Consider the following 17,929-nt stretch of genomic DNA (forward strand, 5'->3'; position numbering starts at 1 on the left):
GGATGATTAGGGTTGGCCGATGAAATTCGTGATCATACGCTTCCTCGCCGCCCTGCGTGACGGTTTCGCGCTGTGGTGGCTGGCTCCGCTGGTTCCCCTGATCGTCGTGATACCGGAGTTCGTGCAGCATATTGCCGAGATCGAGCTGGGCATGTTCGCCAGCGCTGCGGCTTTTTCCGAACTCGCACAGGACCCGACGCGGTTGATGTTCGGGTCGCTGAAGCTGATCGGGCTGCTGCTCGCCATCCTTGCCGCGCTGCGGTTTTTCGGCGCACGCGAACAGGGGCTGCCATGGTGGAACCTGCACGGAGTGCTGTGGGGTCGCTTGCTGGTTTCGCTCGTCTTGTTGGGTCTTGCGGGCGTTCCGGGCATGGTAATGGGCGAAAGCTTCGGCACCCTGCCGCGTCAACTCGTCGACATCGTACTTACGATCGCTACCCTGCCCTTGCTGACATGGTTGGTGTCGGCCATCATCGGCGACCGGGAGATGACTTTCGCGCGGATCTGGACTGCCGGCTGGTTGCCGGCATTGCGGATCGCGGTTTTTATGGCTGTGGTATTCGCGCCGCTCCAGCTTTTGCACATGGCGTTGCATGATTGGGCGTTGGGTGCGGCCTCGTGGCTGGTATGGGCGCTCATGGTGTTCGATGCGGCGGTGGTCGGGTTGATGGCCACGATGGTCGGTTCGGCTGCATATCATGGCTACAGCAAAGTGCTCCCTACCTTGCCCTTATCGAGGGAGCAGACCGCATGACCATTCGCTATCCATTCGCAATCATGGCCGCCCTTGCTCTGGCGGGCTGCTCTGCGACCGATCCAGAGGCCGATGCCCGCACCGGTGTCGTTCTGGCGAAACCGAATCATCCGGAAGCACGCGTCTTCGGGACTACGGTGGATACCAGCGCGGAAGCCAAGGTCGAGGCAGCTTTCGAACGAGCGCAGGAAAGTGGCAAGCGGGTGATGCTAGTGATGGGCGCGAACTGGTGTCATGACAGCCGGGCCTTTGCCGGCTGGCTCATGACCGACCGTTTCCGCGATGCGCTGGCGGATAAATACCACGTGGTGTTCGTGAATATCGGAATGCCGCAAACGGGCGACACGCACAATCTTGCCATCGCGCAACGTTACGGGATCGCAAAGCTGGCAGGTACGCCCACCGTCATCGTGGTCACGCCCGATGGTGTGCCGGTCAATCCCAACACTGCAACCAGCTGGCGCAACTCCGCCAGCCGCAGCGAGGACGCCATACTGCGCGAGTTGTTGGCGCTCGCCGACATCGAGCCTGCTGTAGATACGAACGCGGAAAGTTAGTCCCTGCTCCACGTCGTCCATCACGTTGATTACATGGCCCCGCCGCCGGAACGTGGCACGTTCAAATTCGACAAGTACCAGCTGGTCATGCAGGTTTTGCGGGACAGCGGTGGGCCGCTGACCGAGCATGCGCCCGAACCCATGCCGCGCGAATGGCTGGAAGCGGTACACGATCCCGAATACGTGGCGCAGGTTTTCGCGGCGCAGGTCCCGCGCGAGAAGGAGCGCCGCATCGGCTTCCCGGTCACGCCCCACATCGCCAGCCGCGTGCGCCACACCAATGGCGGAACCTGGCTCGCCGCGCAGCTTGCCCTGCACCACGGCTATGCCGCCAACAGCGCGGCAGGCAGCCATCATGCGCTGCACGATACCGGTGCAGGTTATTGCGTCTTCAACGATCTCGCCGTGACCGCCAACCGCCTGATTGCCGAGGGTGCCGATAGCGATGCGGCCCGGGACATAAGGCGCGTACTAATCGTCGATCTCGACGTACATCAGGGAGACGGGACCGCCAGCCTCATGGCAGGGCGCGACGATGTCTTTACCTTCTCCATGCACGCGGAAAAGAACTTCCCGGTGCGCAAGGCCCGCTCGACGCTGGACGTGCCGTTGGCGGATGGGCTGAGCGACGCCGCCTACCTGGCGAAACTTGCAGAACACCTGCCGCCTCTGTTCGACCGGTTCTCGCCAGATATCGTGCTTTACCAGGCAGGCGTCGATCCGCATCATGACGACCGCTTGGGACGGTTGTCGCTGACCGATGACGGCCTCGCCGCGCGTGACCGGTTCGTGGTTCGGGAAGCCCGGCGGCGCGGCGTGCCGGTCGCAAGCGCATTGGGCGGCGGTTACGGGACCGATCAGCGCGAAGTCGCCACCCGCCACGCCGCATCGATGCTGGCCATGGCCGAAGAGAACGTCCGGCACCCGCGACCCGGCAGCTAAACCTGCACCTTTCCAGCGCGCCAATATCAATGCTAGCGAGCAGATCATACCGTTATCAGGATGCGCCCATGACCAGACTTGAAACCGACTACCTCGTCATTGGTGCTGGCGCATTGGCCATGGGTTTCGTCGAAAGCATCCTCGAACACAGCGACGCACATGTCACCATCATCGACCGGCATGCAAAGCCCGGCGGGCACTGGAATGTCAGCTATCCCTTCGTCACTCTGCATCAGCCAAGCGCGACTTACGGTCTTAATTCGGTGGATCTCGGCGATGACCGGATCGATGCGAGCGGCCCGAATGCGGGCATGTACGAACTCGCCACAGGCACGCAGGTGCGCGATTATTTCGATCGGGCCATGCGTGAGAAGTTTCTGCCGACCGGGCGTGTGTCCTATCACCCGATGTCGGATTATTGCGGCAATGGCGCTGCAAAGGATGGCGAGGCCCACGGCTTCGCCTCCATCCTCGACGGCACCGAAACGACGGTGACGGTGCGCCGCAAAGTGGTCGACGGGCGCGCTTTTACCGCAAGCGTTCCGGCCACTCACACGCGCAAGTTCGAAGTGGCGGACGGTGTCCGCATCACCACGCCAGGTAAGCTACCGCAGGTCTGGGTCGGGCAAGAGGGCGAGGATTACGCGCCCCCCTCACGCTATGTCATATTGGGCGCAGGCAAGACTGCCATGGATGTCGGCGTCTGGCTGATGCAGATGGGCGTTTCGCCGGACAAGATCGGCTGGGTCCGCCCGCGCGAGACGTGGATGATCAACCGCCTGTCCACCCAGCCCGGCACCAAACACGTGGCGCATACGGTCGATTGGCAGCTGGCCCAGATGCGCGCCGCGAAGGATGCAACCTCTGCCGATGAAATCTTTCTGGCGCTGGAAGAACGCGGCCATATGCTGCGCTTCGACAGGGACATATTGCCGACCAAGTTCGTGTTCCCGACCATTTCGGAAGGCGAGGTCGAACAGCTGCGCCGGATCGAGGATGTGATCCGTATCGGCCGCCTGTCCCGCATCGAGCCGGGTAAGATGATCGGCCAGGATGGCGAGGCAGAATGCCCGCAGGACACGCTGTTCGTCGATTGCACCGCTTCTGCCGCCAGTCCGCGCCCGCCCGAACCGATCTGGCAGGAAGGCCGCATCGTGCCGCAATTGCTGCAAGTACCGCTCGTCTCCCTGAGCGCCACGATCATCGGCTTTATCGAGGCGCAGTATGGCACCGATGCAGAGAAAAACGCGGTCGCGGTGCCTTGCACCATAACGGCGACGCCGGGCGATTATCCCGCCGCGATGATGGGCAACGCGATGAACCGGATGTTGTGGTCGCAGCAGAAGCCGATCCAGGATTTCCTCGCCAAGGCACGGCTCGATCCCGGCACGCGGATTATGGCGGCGATGGCGGGCGCGGACGACGCGACCAAGGCCGCGGCCATGCAAATCCGTGAGGCGACCATGGCGGCGGTGCCGAACCTGCAGAAGCTCAGCCTGGAACAGCGCGCCCGGAACGAGGCCTGACGCGCGCGCCTAGAAGTATATGTCGATGTAATCCGTCAGTTCGTCACACCATTCGAATTCACGCAGCCGCCAGTATTTCCGGTTCTGCGTCACGCCGAAACGCCACAGCCGATTATCGGCGCAATAGCGTTCCGCATCGGGTGTGCCGACGATCACGATCCGCCCGTCGAACAGGAAATAGTCGCTGCCGATCTCTGTCACCACGCCGGACAGCGACATGCCGCCCACCCCGTCGAAGCTGGGTTGCGCCGCGTTCAACCGGTACACTCCGTCATCGCCCACCGTCACCCGCGCAAAGCCGCGCTGATCCCAGCCGATCCATTGCAAGGTCACTCCGCTATTTTCGCGAAGCCGGCGCGCGGCGGTGCGGTCGCGGATAGTCGTGGGAGCGATCGCCGGATCCTGCGCGCCGGATGTTGTGGAAGGCGAAGCCGTAGGTAACGGCTGAGGCAAGGGCGTTTGCGGCACCGCCGAACCCGGCGGGTTTACCGAAGGTTCGTAATCCTCCAGCCCCTGCGCCGCGCATCCCGCTAACAGGACCGATAGCAGAAAAGCGGAGATTCCGGGCAAAATGCAACGCAAGGCGGTTGGCCCAATGTATCCGCCACGTCCGGCTGCCGTTCGCTGTGCACTTCTCATCGGGAACGCCCTTCTCTGGCCGCGATTGCCTATTCACGGTTCAGTTATCGTCATTATGGTAGCACACGGCATGAACAGACGCGATTTTCTTGGAACAGGGGTGAAGGCGGGGGCAATTCTAGCTACGAGCGCTGCATTGCCTGCGACCGTTTTTGCCACGCCCGCTGCGGGCACACCGCGCGATCGGCAGCTTTTTGCCATCGCCCAGCGCGAACTCGCCAAGGCGGGCAAAGCCATCTGGCGTAGCGACATCGTGGGGATCGCCGATTTCGGCCTCCGGTCGAGCGAGCCGCGCTTCCACTTCGTCAATCTCGACCGCAGCGAGGTGCAATCCTTCCGCGTCAGCCATGGTACCGGCTCCGATCCGGAACATGATGGCTGGCTGAACGATTTTTCTAACGTCCACGGCTCCAACGCAACCAGTCGCGGGGCTTATGTGACGTGGGAGTGGTATACTGGCCGCTATGGCACGTCGGTGCGGCTTGGCGGGCTGGACGACAGCAATTCCAACGCACTGAAACGCTACATCGTCATGCACCGCGCGAAATATGCCGAGAACGAGCACCTGGCGAAATGGGGCCGATTGGGTCGGTCCAACGGATGCTTCGCCATGGGTGAGGAACAGTTCCGCATGGCGCTAACCAATTTGTCGGGCGGACGGCTGCTTTACGCGGACTCTTTGGGGCTGGCCGCAGATGGCACCACCGTGACGAAGCCCGCACCGATCCTTCCTGCGCAGCCGGAACTGGAATTGCTCCAGCCGGAAACGCCGACCGCAGCGCAGCGCTTGAACCCCGGGTCGTTCTGAGGCCGGTTTCACATTCGCGCGATTGAACAAAAAAGGGCGCAGCTTCTTGCCGCGCCCTCTTTGTTTGCCGTTACCCCAATCCCTGTGCGTTACGCCCCGTCGAAAACGATGGGGATGACCTGTTCGCCCGTAACGCGACTGCGGTTGGCCTTGCGCGGGGCTTCGAAACTGTCGAGCACTGCTTTGTCCCGGCCATAAATGTCAGGGAAGCTGCGCAGCTTGCCGTCGATATCCTGCGCCATGGTGAAATAGGTGATGTAGACCGGCATCTCCTTTTCGATCGGGACGATCTTGTATTTGCCGGCGGCGGATATTTCGACAGCTTGAGCGGCGGCTTCCTGACGGCCTTCTTCGGTGTTCGAAGCATTGCCGAGGATCGCCAGCGTAATTGCCAGTTCCTGCGCACGTTCGGTCCGGATGCAGCCATGGGACAAGGCGCGTTCCGCCTGCTTAAACAGACCGCGGCTGGGCGTGTCATGCAGGAAGATCGCGTGTTTGTTCGGCATGTGCAGCTTCATCAGGCCCAACGCATTGCCCGGTCCCGGCTGCTGCACCACCGACGTCCAGCCGTTTGCGCCGCGTGTGGCCTTATAGCCCTTGGTCCGCGCCCATGAGGGGTTGTTGAGCACCTTGTTGCCCAGCCCTTCGCCCTTCACGATGGACTGCGGCACAGTCCAAGTCGGGTTGAACACCACGCCTTCCACCAGCTCCGCGATTTGCGGCGTGGCCGTGCGGCCCGGTTTGCCAACGATCGTGCGGTAGGTGGAGATGATCTGGTCGTTTACCGTCAGCCGCAACTGGTATTCCGGCACATTGGTCATCAGATATTGCGAGCCCAGATCGCGCGCCAGCCAGCGCCAGCGATCCATGTTAGCGACAATTAACTTGCGCCTTTTGTCCTTCGCCAGTGGGGTCGCCGCCAGCTCATCGCGCAACCGCGCATAGTCGGGGTGGACCGGCGCCAGTTTCATCAATGTGCCACTAATATCGCCGGAAGTCAGCGCGGCGCGCATCACTTCCTGCGTAGGATAGCGGTCCGCATCGGGATCGACGACGAACCACTGCTTGCGCCCATCCATCGGTGTGCGCCCGTCGCGCACGTCCTCAACCAGCCACGCGAATATCTCGCTGGCAGTACGGTTGAGCTGCGCGCCCTCACCCGCATCGATCGCGGCGTTGAGATCGGGCAGGCGATAATCACCCGGATCGAGGCCTTCAGCACCAATATTGCGGATCACGTCCACAAGCTCGCCCGCCTGCGCCAGGGTCCATGCGAATTGGGTCGTGGCATCGTCCTGTTCGGTGAGCAGGCGCTGAGCATCGGTTTCGATGCGGGTGTCCACTGTCATAGGCTCGGACTGGTCGGCGGCGGGCTGCGCCGTATCTGTTTGTACCGGTTCAGAAGATATCGGGGCAGGCTGTGGCCGGGCCGGTCGCGGCTGGGCAGCAGGACGTTCCGCCGGAAGCAGGTTTTGCGGCTGGCCCGCGCTTTGCGTTCCAGCCTGCGAGAAGGCAGCCGACGGAATTGCCAGTATGGCCGTTCCCGTCATCAGAACCGCAATCGTATCCTTGCCCCACCGTTTAACCATCATGTCCTCATCTTTTCCGCCGCGTCTGGAAATGTTACGGCTTTAGGGCGAAATGCCCAACTTAACGGCAATCTTCAAGCTTGGCGGCTGAAGCTGGGCTGAATTCGCATAGCGATGATGACGCCGCGCCGCACGCGGCCTAGGGCATGGATGATGACGCGCCGCCGCCTCTCGCTTTCCGCCGCTGCCGCTCCGATGCTCGCCGCAATCGCGGGCGTGGCTGTGCTGGCACTGATGGATGCGTTCATGAAAGGTGCGGCACTGGCCACCGGGGCTTATAGCGCCGCGGTATTCCGGTCCCTCGTGGGCGCTTCCATAGCGCTGCCGATCTGGCTGGCACGCGGGGCGACCTGGCCCGGTCCGGACGTGCTGCGGCTGCACCTGCTGCGCGGCGGAGTGTCCGCCATCATGGCGCTCAGTTTCTTCTATTCGCTTACCAAGTTGCCGATTGCGGAAGCCATCGCGATTTCCTTCATGGCACCGTTGCTGGCCCTGTATCTGGCGCATCTGTTCCTGGGCGAGGTGATCCGCCGCGCCGCCATTGCGGGATCGGTGCTGGGCCTGATCGGCACCATCGTCATCGTAGGCGGCAAGATCGGCAGCCAGCAAGTGGACCGCGACCTGTTGCTGGGCCTAGCCGCCATTTCCTTCTCCACCATGCTCTACGCGGCGAATTTCGTTATCATGCGCAAGCAATCGCAAGTGGCCCTGCCGCTGGAAGTCGCGACGTTTCATTCGGGCGTCGGTGGGGCAGTGCTGTTGCTGGCGGCCCCCTGGTTTCTTGTCCTGCCTGCACCTGATGTGCTGGTCGACATTGCCTGTGCAGGTGCGCTGACGGTTGCAGGCGCAATCCTGCTCGCATGGACCTTTGCCCGGGCCGAGGCCCAAACGCTGGTACCGCTCGAATATACCGGCTTTCTGTGGGCGGCCCTGTTCGGCTGGCTGTTTTTTGCCGAACGAGTGACACCCGCCACCAGCGCGGGAACCGTGCTGATCGTGATCGGCTGCTGGCTTGCCACACGGCCCGTGGCAGACAGCGCGGCAGGACCCGGCAGCAGCCCGCCAATACCGTAGCGTTAGTCCACGGCACTTTGCCGTAACGATCTTCCCCGCACTTGACCCAACCGGCGCAAAAGCGCAGATGCGCGGCACATATCGGGCCGATGACCGTTAATCTGGAACAGCCCCTCAGACACACCAGCAAACAGCAAGGATGCAGCCCCCTATGACGCAAGTCGGCAAGGACACGTTAGGCACCCGTTCCACTCTCAGCGTGGGAGGCAAGGAATACGCCTATTACTCCTTCGCCAAGGCTGCCGAGACCATCGGTGATATCTCGCGGCTGCCGTTCTCCATGAAATCGCTTTTGGAAAACATGCTGCGGTTCGAAGACGGCGGCCACACCGTATCTGTAGACGATGTGAAGGCGATTGCCGCCTGGCAGAACAATCCGGTCACGGGCAGCGAAATCCAGTACCGTCCGGCCCGCGTTCTCCTGCAGGATTTCACCGGCGTTCCCTGCGTGGTCGATCTGGCCGCGATGCGCGATGCAATCTCCGCGCTTGGCGGTGATACTGCGAAGATCAACCCGCAGGTCCCCGTCAATCTTGTTATCGACCACTCTGTCATGGTGGACGAATTTGGCCATCCCAAGGCCATGGAAGCGAATATGGAGCTGGAATATGCCCGTAATGCGGAACGGTATGACTTCCTGAAATGGGGTTCTAAAAGCTTCAAGAACTTCTCCGCCGTGCCCCCGGGCGTCGGCATTTGCCATCAGGTGAACCTGGAACATATCGGCCGCTGCGTCTGGTCTTCCGAAGGTCCCGATGGTGAACTGGTTGCTTATCCCGACACTTGCGTGGGGACTGACAGCCACACCACCATGATCAATGGGCTTGGCGTATTGGGTTGGGGCGTCGGCGGGATCGAAGCCGAAGCCGCCATGCTCGGCCAGCCGATTTCGATGCTGATCCCGCAAGTGGTCGGCTTCAAGCTGGACGGAAAGCTCACCGAGGGCGTTACTGCCACCGATCTCGTGCTGACCTGCGTGCAAATGCTGCGCGAACATGGCGTCGTGGGTAGCTTCGTCGAATTCTACGGACCCGGCGTATCGACACTATCGCTGGCCGACCGCGCGACCATCGCAAACATGGCACCCGAATATGGCGCAACCTGCGGCTTCTTCGGGATCGACGACAAGACACTGGAATATTTGCGCCTGACCGGGCGCGAGGATCACCAGATCGAACTGGTCGAAGCCTATGCCCGCGAACAGGGTCTTTGGTTCGAACCCGATCACGAACCGGTATTCTCGAGCACACTCGGCCTCGACATGAGCAGCGTTGTCCCCAGCCTCGCCGGGCCGAAACGCCCGCAGGACAAGGTTGCGCTGCCGATGGTGGACGAGCTGTTCAACAGCGATCTCAAGACCACTTACGGCAAGGATGCCGCCGTGCGTGTGGACGTGGAGGACACCCACCACGATATTGGTGATGGCGACGTGGTCATCGCGGCCATCACAAGCTGCACCAATACGTCCAACCCAGACGTGCTGATCGCCGCCGGTCTGGTTGCGAAAAAAGCGCGTGAGAAGGGTTTGAAACCCAAGCCGTGGGTAAAGACCTCGCTTGCGCCCGGATCGCAGGTAGTCACCGACTACCTCATAAAATCCGGCCTGCAGGACGATCTCAATGCGATGGGCTTCGATCTGGTCGGCTATGGTTGCACTACCTGCATCGGCAATTCCGGGCCGCTCGCCCCGCCGATCAGCGCCGCAATCAACAACAACGATATCGTTGCGGCCAGCGTCCTTTCGGGCAACCGCAACTTCGAAGGCCGCGTATCGCCCGATGTGCGCGCCAACTTCCTCGCCAGCCCGCCGCTCGTGGTGGCTTACGCGCTGAAAGGCACGGTGACGGAAGACATCACCACCACGCCGCTTGGCATCGACCAGCAGGGCAATGATGTGATGCTGGCTGACGTGTGGCCGACCAATGCGGAAGTGCACGAATTGCGCGCGGCCAATATCGATCGTTCGATGTTCGTGGACCGCTATGCCAATGTCTACGAAGGTGACGAGCACTGGAAAGCCGTGAAAGTCGAGGCGTCGGACACCTATAACTGGCGTCCGGGCAGCACATATATCGCCAGCCCGCCTTTCTTCGACGGCATGACCATGACCCCGCCGCCATTGACCGACATCACGGACGCGAAACCATTAGCAATTCTGGGCGACTCGGTCACGACCGACCATATTTCGCCTGCCGGTTCCATCAAGGAAGACAGCCCGGCCGGGGAGTATCTGAAGAGCCACCAGATCGCGCGTGCGGACTTCAACTCTTACGGCTCGCGCCGCGGCAATCACGACGTTATGATGCGCGGCACCTTCGCCAATATCCGCATCAAGAACGAAATGGTCCCCGGTGTCGAAGGCGGCGAGACGACGTATAATGGCCAGCAAATGCCGATCTACGACGCCGCGATGCGCCATAAGGACGACGGCACACCGCTCGTGGTGATCGGCGGAAAGGAATACGGCACCGGATCGAGCCGCGACTGGGCGGCGAAGGGTACTATCCTGCTCGGCGTGCGCGCAGTAGTCGTGGAAAGCTTCGAACGCATTCACCGGTCCAACCTGGTTGGCATGGGCGTGCTGCCCTTGCAGTTTACAGGCGGCGATACGCGCGAAACCCTGGGCCTGTCGGGTGACGATACGTTCAGCATCAATGGTCTGACCGACCTGACACCGGGGCAGGACGTCCAGGTCGATGTGACGAAGGCCGACGGATCGACCAGCAGCTTCACCGCAAAATGCCGGATCGATACCGAGAACGAGCTGGATTACTACCGCCATGGCGGCATCCTCCAATACGTGATCCGCAATCTGGCGGCGTAACACCGGCCACTATCGAAATGGTTTGAAAGGGGCCGGGACTGCAAATGTGGTTCCGGCCCTTCTTCTGTAAGAGCGCCATCCCCGCGATTTCCGACGCGCGTAAAACAAAGGGCGGCCCCGTTGCCGGGGCCGCTCTTAATTGCGTGATATGTGATCAGCCGATCAGGCGGCGTGCTTCACTTTCCACTTCCGCCGTCCAAGGACCGCAACAGCAGCGGCGCCGAACAGCAGCATCATCGGCGGTGCCGGAACCGGCGTTCCGCCATTCGAGCTGGAGCTGGATGTCGAGCTGCTGGAACTGGAACTCGTGCTCGACGAGGTAGAGCTGGATGTCGAACTGCTCGTGCTGCTCGTCAAATTACCCGACGTGCTGGTGCTGGTCGACACGTTCCCGGAGGTCGAGGACGAGCTGGATACATTGCCCGAAGTCGAACTCGAAGTGGAACTCGACACATTCCCCGAACTGGAGCTGGACACATTACCGCTGCTGCTCGACGACACGTTACCAGAGGAGGAGGATCCGCCGGTCGAACTGGACACATTACCCGAGGACGACGAACCTCCCGACGAGCTGGACACGTTGCCCGAAGACGACGATCCACCGGTCGAGCTGGTGCTGGTCACGCCGCCGGTTGTGCTGGTGACGCCGCCGGTGCTGCTGGAGCTGGTCGAAGTCAGGCCGCCCGTGGTGCTGGACACACCGCCGGTCGAGGACGAGCTGCCACCAGTTGAGCTGGTCGATGTAACGCCGCCGGTGGAAGAGGAGCTTCCACCTGTTGAACTGCCGCCCGTTGAACTGCCGCCCGTCGAACTTGTACTGGTCGAGGTGAGTCCGCCGGTGGAAGTTGATCCGCCGGTAGATGTCGATGTGAAACCACCGGTTGAAGTCGAACCTCCAGTGGATGTGAAGCCGCCCGTGGAACTGGAAGTGGAACCGCCGGTAGACGTAAATCCGCCGGTAGAACTGGAAGTCGAGCCACCATCGATATCTATATCAATCACGATGCCGCCATTGCTGCCGCCGTTGGAACCGCCGCTGCTGGTACTGGTGGATGTGCTCGAACCGCCAGTAGAGGTCGATCCGCCCGAGCTGGAAGTCGATCCATTCGAACTGGTGCCGCCACCTGAAGTCGTGGTGGTGCTGCTGACAACCACGCTGCCGCCGCTCGATCCACCGCCGCCGAAGAAGCCACCGAAGAACCCGCCGCCAAAGCCGCCACCCACGCCGCCGCTGCCGCCGATTACGGTTGCACCGCCGCCACCACCGCCGCCGTTGAATACGGGTCCACCAGAAGGCAGATAGGCAGGCGCGGCCGCCACGGTAACCGTGGTCGCTCCGCGGGCGCCGTAATCGCAGATTTCGTTCGTCATCGTGGTGTTCGTCGCGCCCTGACGGTACCCGCCGCCAGCATAAGCCGCTCCGCTATTTGCGTAATCTGCACCGAAGTCAGGCACGCATTCTTCCACGCGGCGTACGATGCGCCGCTTGCGCTTCACGGTTTTCGGGATGCGCCGGACCGCCTGCTTGGGCTGGGCCTTGATGTATTTGACCGGCTGCGCCTTCACCGATTTGACGGACGTCTTGTAGGACGGGCTGTCCGTTACCGGAGTTTCTGCGACATGCACCGCGCCGCCTGCAAGCAGGGCGGTGCCTGCGGCTGTTGCGGACAATTTCGCCAGGACCAGTTTTACCGACATGAGAATGCTCTCTCGTTACCATCTCGGGGTGCTGGAGGCCGGCGGGTCCGGTCTCGGGCACTTCCCTCACATGTCTTGAAGCGCATTGACGGTTAAGGCGGCAATGCGATTAACCATCATAATGGCTGCCGGGAGCAATTTTTTGGGCGCGTGCCGGTACCGCACGGGTCAGTTGTCCCGTTATGGAACCGAAACCGGCGCAGACCTTGCCGCGAAATTAAGGTTTCGCGTCGAACAGGCCGGTCTGGCCGACACCGCTTCCGGCGGGAGGCGGGGTCATTTCCAGGTGATTCCATGCCGCATCGTTGAGACAGCGACCCCGCGCAGTGCGGGCAACCAGACCAAGCTGGATCAGGTACGGTTCGATCACTTCCTCAACCGTATCGCGCGGTTCCGACAATCCAGCAGCCAGTGTTTCCACGCCCACCGGCCCGCCCTTATATATGGCCGCGATCATGGTGAGATAACGGCGATCCATCGCGTCGAGGCCCAGCCGGTCCACTTCCAGCCGGGTCAGCGCCTCGTCCGCAATGGCGGCGGTTACCGTGCCGTCGCCCGCGACCTGCGCAAAATCCCGCACGCGGCGCATCAGGCGCCCGGCAACGCGCGGCGTGCCCCGTGACCGGCGGGCAATTTCGCGCGCACCGCCGGGCTCGATAGCCATACCCAGCAGATTGGCGCCGCGTGTAACGACGCTTTCCAGTTCCTCGACCGTGTAGAAATTAAGGCGCACCGGAATGCCGAACCGGTCGCGCAATGGCGTTGTCAGCAATCCCTGCCGGGTCGTGGCACCGACCAGCGTGAACGGCGGCAGGTCGATCCGCACGCTGCGCGCCGACGGCCCCTCCCCAATAATAATGTCGAGCGCACGGTCCTCCATCGCCGGATAGAGGATTTCCTCCACCACCGGATTGAGCCGGTGGATCTCGTCGATAAACAACACGTCATTGGGTTCAAGATTGGTCAGCAGCGCGGCGAGATCACCCGCCTTGGCGATCACCGGCCCGGACGTGGCACGAAACCCGACGCCCAGTTCCTTCGCCACGATCTGCGCCAAAGTGGTCTTGCCCAGCCCTGGCGGCCCGAAGAACAGCACATGGTCCATGGCCTCGCCGCGCTTGCTGGCAGCTTCCACAAACACCCGCAAATTTTCCCGCGCCGCCTCCTGACCCACGAATTCGCGCAGGGATTTGGGACGCAGCGCCGCGTCCGGGTCTTCCGGCTGACGGTCGGGGGTATGGATCGGGGCGTCGGTCATGAACCTACCCGCAATTCGTCATGCCGAATTTGTTTCAGCATCCACTCATCCGTTGTTACTTGAGCGCAAAATTCTGGCGCTGCCGTCATCCCGCCGCCCTCTTCAACGCCAGTCCGATCAGCGCGCTTTCGCTTGCGCCTTCGCCAAGTTCCTCCTGCGCCAGAGCCACGGCGCGCGCGGCAACCGCCGGCTTGAAGCCGAGGTTCTCCAACGCCGACACCGCGTCCGCCCCCACCCCGCCAGCAGGTGCCGCGACGGCCGAACCCGGCCCGCCGGTGCCGCCCGCCATCCCGCCAGCCTTGTCCTTCAATTCGTTGACGATGCGCCCGGCCAGTTTCGGTCCGACCCCGTTTGCGCGCGCTACGGTCGCCGCGTCGCCGCCCGCGCAGGCCGCCTGCAATTCGGCCGCGGACAGGGTCGACAGGATCGCCAGCGCGACCTTGCTGCCCACGCCCTGCACGCCTGTGAGCACGCGGAACCAGTCGCGCTCTGCGCCGTCGGCAAACCCGAGCAGGCGCATGTCGTTCTCGCTCACTTGCAGGTCGGTGTAGAGCTGGCACGCCTCCCCCACCTCGCCCAATGCGGTCAGCGTCTTTGTGGAACAATGCACCAGATAGCCGACGCCCGCGACGTCGATCACCGCCCAGTCCGCGCCAGTTTCGTCCAGCCTGCCCGATAGCTTTGCAATCATGGTTTGTTCCATGCGGCAAACAGATGCGGATGGCCAGAGCCTCGACACGAACGGTTCAGCCATTAAGACACAGCTCATGAGCCACAACACTTTCGGGCGCGTGCTGCGCTTTACGACATGGGGCGAAAGCCACGGGCCGGCGCTGGGCGCAGTGCTGGACGGGTGCCCGCCGGGACTGCTGTTGGACGAGGCCGCGATCCAGCCGTTTCTCGATGCGCGCAAGCCCGGCCAGAACAAGTTCACCACCCAGCGCAAGGAACCCGACCAGGTCCGCATCCTGTCCGGCACCTTCGCCGAACAGGACGGTGAGACACCGCGCACTACCGGCACACCCATCTCCCTGATGATCGAAAACATGGACCAGCGATCGAAGGATTATTCTGAAGTCGCCAAGTCCTATCGCCCCGGTCATGCCGATTATGCCTATGACGCGAAATACGGCTTTCGCGATTATCGCGGCGGTGGCCGGTCGAGCGCGCGGGAAACGGCCGCACGAGTGGCAGCTGGCGCGATTGCGCGGCTGGTTATCCCCGAGGTCACGCTAATTGCCTATGTCTGCGAGTTGGGCGGCGACCGGATCGATCCGGCTAATTTCGACGCCAGTGAGATCGCCAACAATCCGTTCTGGAGCCCCGACGCCGACGCCGCGAAACGGTGGGAGGTGCTGGTGGATGAGGCACGAAAGGCCGGATCATCGCTTGGCGCGGTGGTCGAATGCCGGGCGACCGGTGTGCCGGCGGGATGGGGCGCGCCGATCTATGCGAAACTCGACGCAGATCTTGCCGCCGCCATGATGTCGATCAACGCAGTAAAAGGCGTGGAAATCGGTGACGGGTTTGCCGCGTCACGCCTTTCTGGCGAACAGAATGCCGATCCGATGCGCCCCGGCGATAACAGCGATGCGCCGGAGTTCGCGGCCAACCATGCGGGCGGCATTGCGGGCGGCATCAGCACCGGCCAGCCGGTGGTTTTGCGCGTGGCGTTCAAGCCGACCAGTTCCATCCTGACTCCGGTGGAGACGATCACGCGCGACGGTGCAGCGGCAGAAATACGCACAAAGGGCCGCCACGACCCATGCGTCGGTATTCGCGGAACGCCGGTGGTGGAAGCGATGATGGCTCTGGTGCTGGCGGACCACAAGATGCTTCACAGGGCCCAGTGCGGCGGCTGATAAACTCCCATCGATCGGTGCATAAAGTTCCCAATTTTCGTGATTGAGTTTTCCGATGGTTACAATCGCAACAAAGCCCTTTGTTGCAGCGCAGCATTGCTTATGTGGAGCTGGAACACTCACCCTATCATAACAAGGACACGACACCGTCATGGGTATTATCGGCAGCACATTGAAGCCATTCGAAGCCACCGCATTCCAAGCCGACAAGGATTTTTTCCAGGTCACCGACGAGGATGTGAAGGGCAAATGGGCGGTGTTCTTCTTCTATCCCGCTGATTTCACCTTCGTCTGCCCCACCGAACTGGAAGATCTGGGCGAACATTACGAGCAGCTGCAGAAGCTGGATGTGGATGTTTACGGCGTCAGCACCGACACGCATTTCAGCCACAAGGCTTGGCACGACACGTCGGAGCGGATCGGCAAGCTGAAATTCGCGTTCCTGGGTGACCAGCTTCACACATTGGCGCGCAACTTCAACGTGCTACGCGAAGATTCCGGCCTGGCCGATCGCGCCACCTTCGTAATTGATCCCGACGGCGTGATCCAGCTGATGGAACAGACCTGCGAAGGTGTTGGCCGCAATGCCAACGAGCTGGTCCGCAAGATCCGCGCCGCGCAATATGTCCGCGCCAACCCTGGTGAAGTGTGCCCGGCGGCTTGGGAAGAAGGCAGCGACACCCTGTCACCTTCGCTCGACCTCGTCGGCAAGATCTAAGCGCAAGTCACTGAACTGAACATCGGGGCGGCTGCATTTAGCCGCCCCGACTCCATCCAGAATAGCGAATTATTCGAAGGTTTTCCCATGCTCGATTCCGCCACGCAGCAGCAACTCAAGACCTATCTTGCAAATTTGCGGGAGCCTGTGGAACTGGTCGCGTCGCTGGGCGACGGACCGAAATCCGATCAGACGCGCGAGTTGCTGGCCGAAATCGCCGAACTGCACGAGATGGTCTCGGCCCGGTTCGACGGAGAGGATGCGCGCAAGCCCAGCTTTTCCATCACGCGGGCATCCGACCACACCCGGTCGGTCCGCTTTGCCGGTTTGCCGATGGGGCATGAATTCACTTCGCTGGTGCTGGCGCTGCTGTGGGCCGGCGGCCATCCGCCGAAGGTCGATGTGGAATTGATCGAACAGGCGCGTGAGCTGACGGGCGACCACACGTTCGAAATGTATTTCTCGCTGAGTTGTCACAATTGCCCCGACGTCGTGCAAGCGCTGACCCTGCTGGCGATGGAAAACCCCGATTTCAGCGCGACGCTGATCGAAGGTGGCACGTTTCAGGAAGAAGTCGACAGCCGCGATGTGATGGCGGTGCCAGCCACGTTCCTCAACGATGCGCCGTTCTATAATGGCAAGCTGACACTTGCCGAGGTTCTGGCCAAGCTGGACAGCGGTGCGGACGAGAAGGCCGCGGCGAAGCTCGATGCGCTCGATCCGTTCGAAGTGCTGGTTATCGGCGGCGGGCCATCGGGCGTTGCGGCGTCGGTATACACTGCACGCAAGGGCTTTCGTACCGGCATCGCGGCGCAGCGTTTCGGCGGGCAGTTGAACGATACGCTGGGGATCGAGAACCTGCCGGGTACGCTTTATACCGAAGGCCCGAAACTGGCGGACGAATTGCGCCGGCAGGTCAGCGACAACACGATCGAACTGCTGGACATGACCGATGCACGCCGACTCCTTCCAGCTACCGGAGCGGGCGGGATGCACCGTGTCGAGATGACGAACGGTGCCACGCTGGAATCCCGCGCCCTGGTTCTGGCAACCGGTGCCCGCTGGCGCTCCCTCGGCGTTCCGGGCGAGGAAGAGTACCGCAACAAAGGCGTCGCCTATTGCCCGCACTGCGACGGGCCGCTGTTCAAGGGCAAGGATATCGCGGTCGTCGGGGGCGGCAATTCCGGCGTCGAGGCGGCCATCGACCTTGCCAATATCGTGCGCCATGTGACACTGATCGAATATGACGACCAGCTTCGCGCGGACGAGGTCCTCCAGCGCAAACTGCGCAGCTTCGCCAACGTTACCGTGCTGACATCTGCCAAGACCACTGCGATCGAAGGCGACGGTAACCGCATGTCAGGGCTAGCTTACGAAGACCGCGAGACCGGTGACACGCATAGGCTGGACGTGGCCGGGGCGTTCATTCAGATCGGCCTGGTCCCCAACACCGATTGGCTCAAGAACAGCCCGCTTGCGCTTTCGCAATTCGGCGAGATCGAGATCGACGGCAACGGAGCGACCAACTTGCCCGGCGTATTTGCATCGGGCGACTGCACCACTACGCCGTACAAGCAGATCGTGGTGGCCATGGGTGAAGGATCGAAGGCTGCCTTGTCCGCCTTCGATTACCTCATCCGTACCGAACCGGCGGATGAAATCGCGCAGGCTGCCTGACGC

The 17,929-nt window shown here is 62.0% G+C and carries 15 protein-coding genes; 11 read left to right on the top strand and 4 right to left on the bottom strand.

Annotated features, from left to right (window positions below; genetic code table 11):
* Positions 1 to 19: 19 nt before the first annotated feature.
* The 4 genes from HME9302_RS09820 (at position 20) to HME9302_RS09835 (ending at position 3,779) form a co-directional block, all read left to right on the top strand.
* The gene (locus HME9302_RS09820; protein WP_115366865.1) at positions 20 to 754 is read left to right on the top strand and encodes a hypothetical protein; all 735 of its coding nucleotides are present in this window, start codon (positions 20 to 22) and stop codon (positions 752 to 754) included.
* Positions 751 to 1,311: a thioredoxin family protein gene (locus HME9302_RS09825; RefSeq protein ID WP_115366866.1), complete on the top strand. Its 561-nt coding sequence runs from the start codon at positions 751 to 753 to the stop codon at positions 1,309 to 1,311. The genes HME9302_RS09820 and HME9302_RS09825 overlap by 4 nt, the downstream gene beginning before the upstream one ends.
* 33 nt (positions 1,312 to 1,344) lie before the next feature.
* Positions 1,345 to 2,253, top strand: coding sequence for a histone deacetylase family protein (locus HME9302_RS09830; protein ID WP_181815734.1), 909 nt, complete (start codon positions 1,345 to 1,347; stop codon positions 2,251 to 2,253).
* 68 nt (positions 2,254 to 2,321) lie between these two features.
* The gene (locus tag HME9302_RS09835; RefSeq protein WP_115366868.1) at positions 2,322 to 3,779 is read left to right on the top strand and encodes a hypothetical protein; all 1,458 of its coding nucleotides are present in this window, start codon (positions 2,322 to 2,324) and stop codon (positions 3,777 to 3,779) included.
* Between the two features lie 9 nt (positions 3,780 to 3,788).
* On the opposite strand, the gene HME9302_RS09840 is transcribed toward HME9302_RS09835, so the two are convergent.
* Positions 3,789 to 4,349: a hypothetical protein gene (locus HME9302_RS09840; protein WP_115366869.1), complete on the bottom strand. Its 561-nt coding sequence runs from the start codon at positions 4,347 to 4,349 to the stop codon at positions 3,789 to 3,791.
* A gap of 139 nt (positions 4,350 to 4,488) precedes the next feature.
* Here HME9302_RS09840 and HME9302_RS09845 point away from each other — a divergent pair, with 139 nt between their 5' ends.
* Positions 4,489 to 5,226: a murein L,D-transpeptidase catalytic domain-containing protein gene (locus HME9302_RS09845; protein ID WP_115367655.1), complete on the top strand. Its 738-nt coding sequence runs from the start codon at positions 4,489 to 4,491 to the stop codon at positions 5,224 to 5,226.
* Between the two features lie 89 nt (positions 5,227 to 5,315).
* On the opposite strand, the gene HME9302_RS09850 is transcribed toward HME9302_RS09845, so the two are convergent.
* Entirely contained in the window at positions 5,316 to 6,818 is a 1,503-nt protein-coding gene (locus HME9302_RS09850; RefSeq protein ID WP_407641323.1) for a L,D-transpeptidase family protein, read from the bottom strand.
* 150 nt (positions 6,819 to 6,968) lie between these two features.
* Between HME9302_RS09850 and HME9302_RS09855 the strand changes: the two genes are divergently transcribed.
* From HME9302_RS09855 to HME9302_RS09865, 3 genes are all read left to right on the top strand, one after another.
* Positions 6,969 to 7,889: a DMT family transporter gene (locus tag HME9302_RS09855; protein ID WP_181815735.1), complete on the top strand. Its 921-nt coding sequence runs from the start codon at positions 6,969 to 6,971 to the stop codon at positions 7,887 to 7,889.
* A gap of 151 nt (positions 7,890 to 8,040) precedes the next feature.
* Positions 8,041 to 10,713, top strand: coding sequence for an aconitate hydratase AcnA (acnA, locus tag HME9302_RS09860; protein WP_115366870.1), 2,673 nt, complete (start codon positions 8,041 to 8,043; stop codon positions 10,711 to 10,713).
* Between the two features lie 307 nt (positions 10,714 to 11,020).
* On the top strand, positions 11,021 to 12,016 hold the full coding sequence (locus HME9302_RS09865; protein WP_181815736.1) for a hypothetical protein: 996 nt from the start codon (positions 11,021 to 11,023) through the stop codon (positions 12,014 to 12,016).
* Positions 12,017 to 12,628: 612 nt separating this feature from the next.
* On the opposite strand, the gene ruvB is transcribed toward HME9302_RS09865, so the two are convergent.
* A complete protein-coding gene (gene ruvB, locus HME9302_RS09870) occupies positions 12,629 to 13,669 on the bottom strand; it encodes a Holliday junction branch migration DNA helicase RuvB (RefSeq protein ID WP_115366871.1) in 1,041 nt (346 codons plus the stop codon).
* Positions 13,670 to 13,754: 85 nt separating this feature from the next.
* A complete protein-coding gene (ruvA, locus tag HME9302_RS09875) occupies positions 13,755 to 14,360 on the bottom strand; it encodes a Holliday junction branch migration protein RuvA (RefSeq protein ID WP_115367659.1) in 606 nt (201 codons plus the stop codon).
* Positions 14,361 to 14,436: 76 nt separating this feature from the next.
* On the opposite strand from ruvA, the gene aroC reads away from it, so the two are divergent.
* The 3 genes from aroC to ahpF all read left to right on the top strand — a co-directional run bounded on the left by aroC (position 14,437) and on the right by ahpF (position 17,926).
* On the top strand, positions 14,437 to 15,531 hold the full coding sequence (gene aroC / locus HME9302_RS09880; protein WP_115367660.1) for a chorismate synthase: 1,095 nt from the start codon (positions 14,437 to 14,439) through the stop codon (positions 15,529 to 15,531).
* Between the two features lie 151 nt (positions 15,532 to 15,682).
* Positions 15,683 to 16,249 (top strand): alkyl hydroperoxide reductase subunit C, encoded by a 567-nt coding sequence (ahpC, locus tag HME9302_RS09885; RefSeq protein ID WP_115366872.1) that lies wholly within the window; start codon positions 15,683 to 15,685, stop codon positions 16,247 to 16,249.
* Between the two features lie 87 nt (positions 16,250 to 16,336).
* Positions 16,337 to 17,926 (top strand): alkyl hydroperoxide reductase subunit F, encoded by a 1,590-nt coding sequence (ahpF, locus tag HME9302_RS09890; protein WP_115366873.1) that lies wholly within the window; start codon positions 16,337 to 16,339, stop codon positions 17,924 to 17,926.
* The last annotated feature ends 3 nt before the right edge of the window (positions 17,927 to 17,929 follow it).

It is taken from the genome of Alteripontixanthobacter maritimus (assembly GCF_003340475.1).
Classification (GTDB): Bacteria; Pseudomonadota; Alphaproteobacteria; order Sphingomonadales; family Sphingomonadaceae; genus Alteripontixanthobacter; species Alteripontixanthobacter maritimus.

Coding starts and splice junctions, on each gene's coding strand:
- HME9302_RS09845 (WP_115367655.1), top strand. CDS start 4,489: ATGAACAGACGCGATTTTCTTGGAACAGGGGTGAAGGCGGGGGCAATT.
- HME9302_RS09820 (WP_115366865.1), top strand. CDS start 20: ATGAAATTCGTGATCATACGCTTCCTCGCCGCCCTGCGTGACGGTTTC.
- HME9302_RS09825 (WP_115366866.1), top strand. CDS start 751: ATGACCATTCGCTATCCATTCGCAATCATGGCCGCCCTTGCTCTGGCG.
- ahpF (WP_115366873.1), top strand. CDS start 16,337: ATGCTCGATTCCGCCACGCAGCAGCAACTCAAGACCTATCTTGCAAAT.
- acnA (WP_115366870.1), top strand. CDS start 8,041: ATGACGCAAGTCGGCAAGGACACGTTAGGCACCCGTTCCACTCTCAGC.
- ahpC (WP_115366872.1), top strand. CDS start 15,683: ATGGGTATTATCGGCAGCACATTGAAGCCATTCGAAGCCACCGCATTC.
- aroC (WP_115367660.1), top strand. CDS start 14,437: ATGAGCCACAACACTTTCGGGCGCGTGCTGCGCTTTACGACATGGGGC.
- HME9302_RS09855 (WP_181815735.1), top strand. CDS start 6,969: ATGACGCGCCGCCGCCTCTCGCTTTCCGCCGCTGCCGCTCCGATGCTC.
- ruvB (WP_115366871.1), bottom strand. CDS start 13,669: ATGACCGACGCCCCGATCCATACCCCCGACCGTCAGCCGGAAGACCCG.
- HME9302_RS09850 (WP_407641323.1), bottom strand. CDS start 6,818: ATGATGGTTAAACGGTGGGGCAAGGATACGATTGCGGTTCTGATGACG.
- HME9302_RS09830 (WP_181815734.1), top strand. CDS start 1,345: ATGGCCCCGCCGCCGGAACGTGGCACGTTCAAATTCGACAAGTACCAG.
- HME9302_RS09835 (WP_115366868.1), top strand. CDS start 2,322: ATGACCAGACTTGAAACCGACTACCTCGTCATTGGTGCTGGCGCATTG.
- ruvA (WP_115367659.1), bottom strand. CDS start 14,360: ATGATTGCAAAGCTATCGGGCAGGCTGGACGAAACTGGCGCGGACTGG.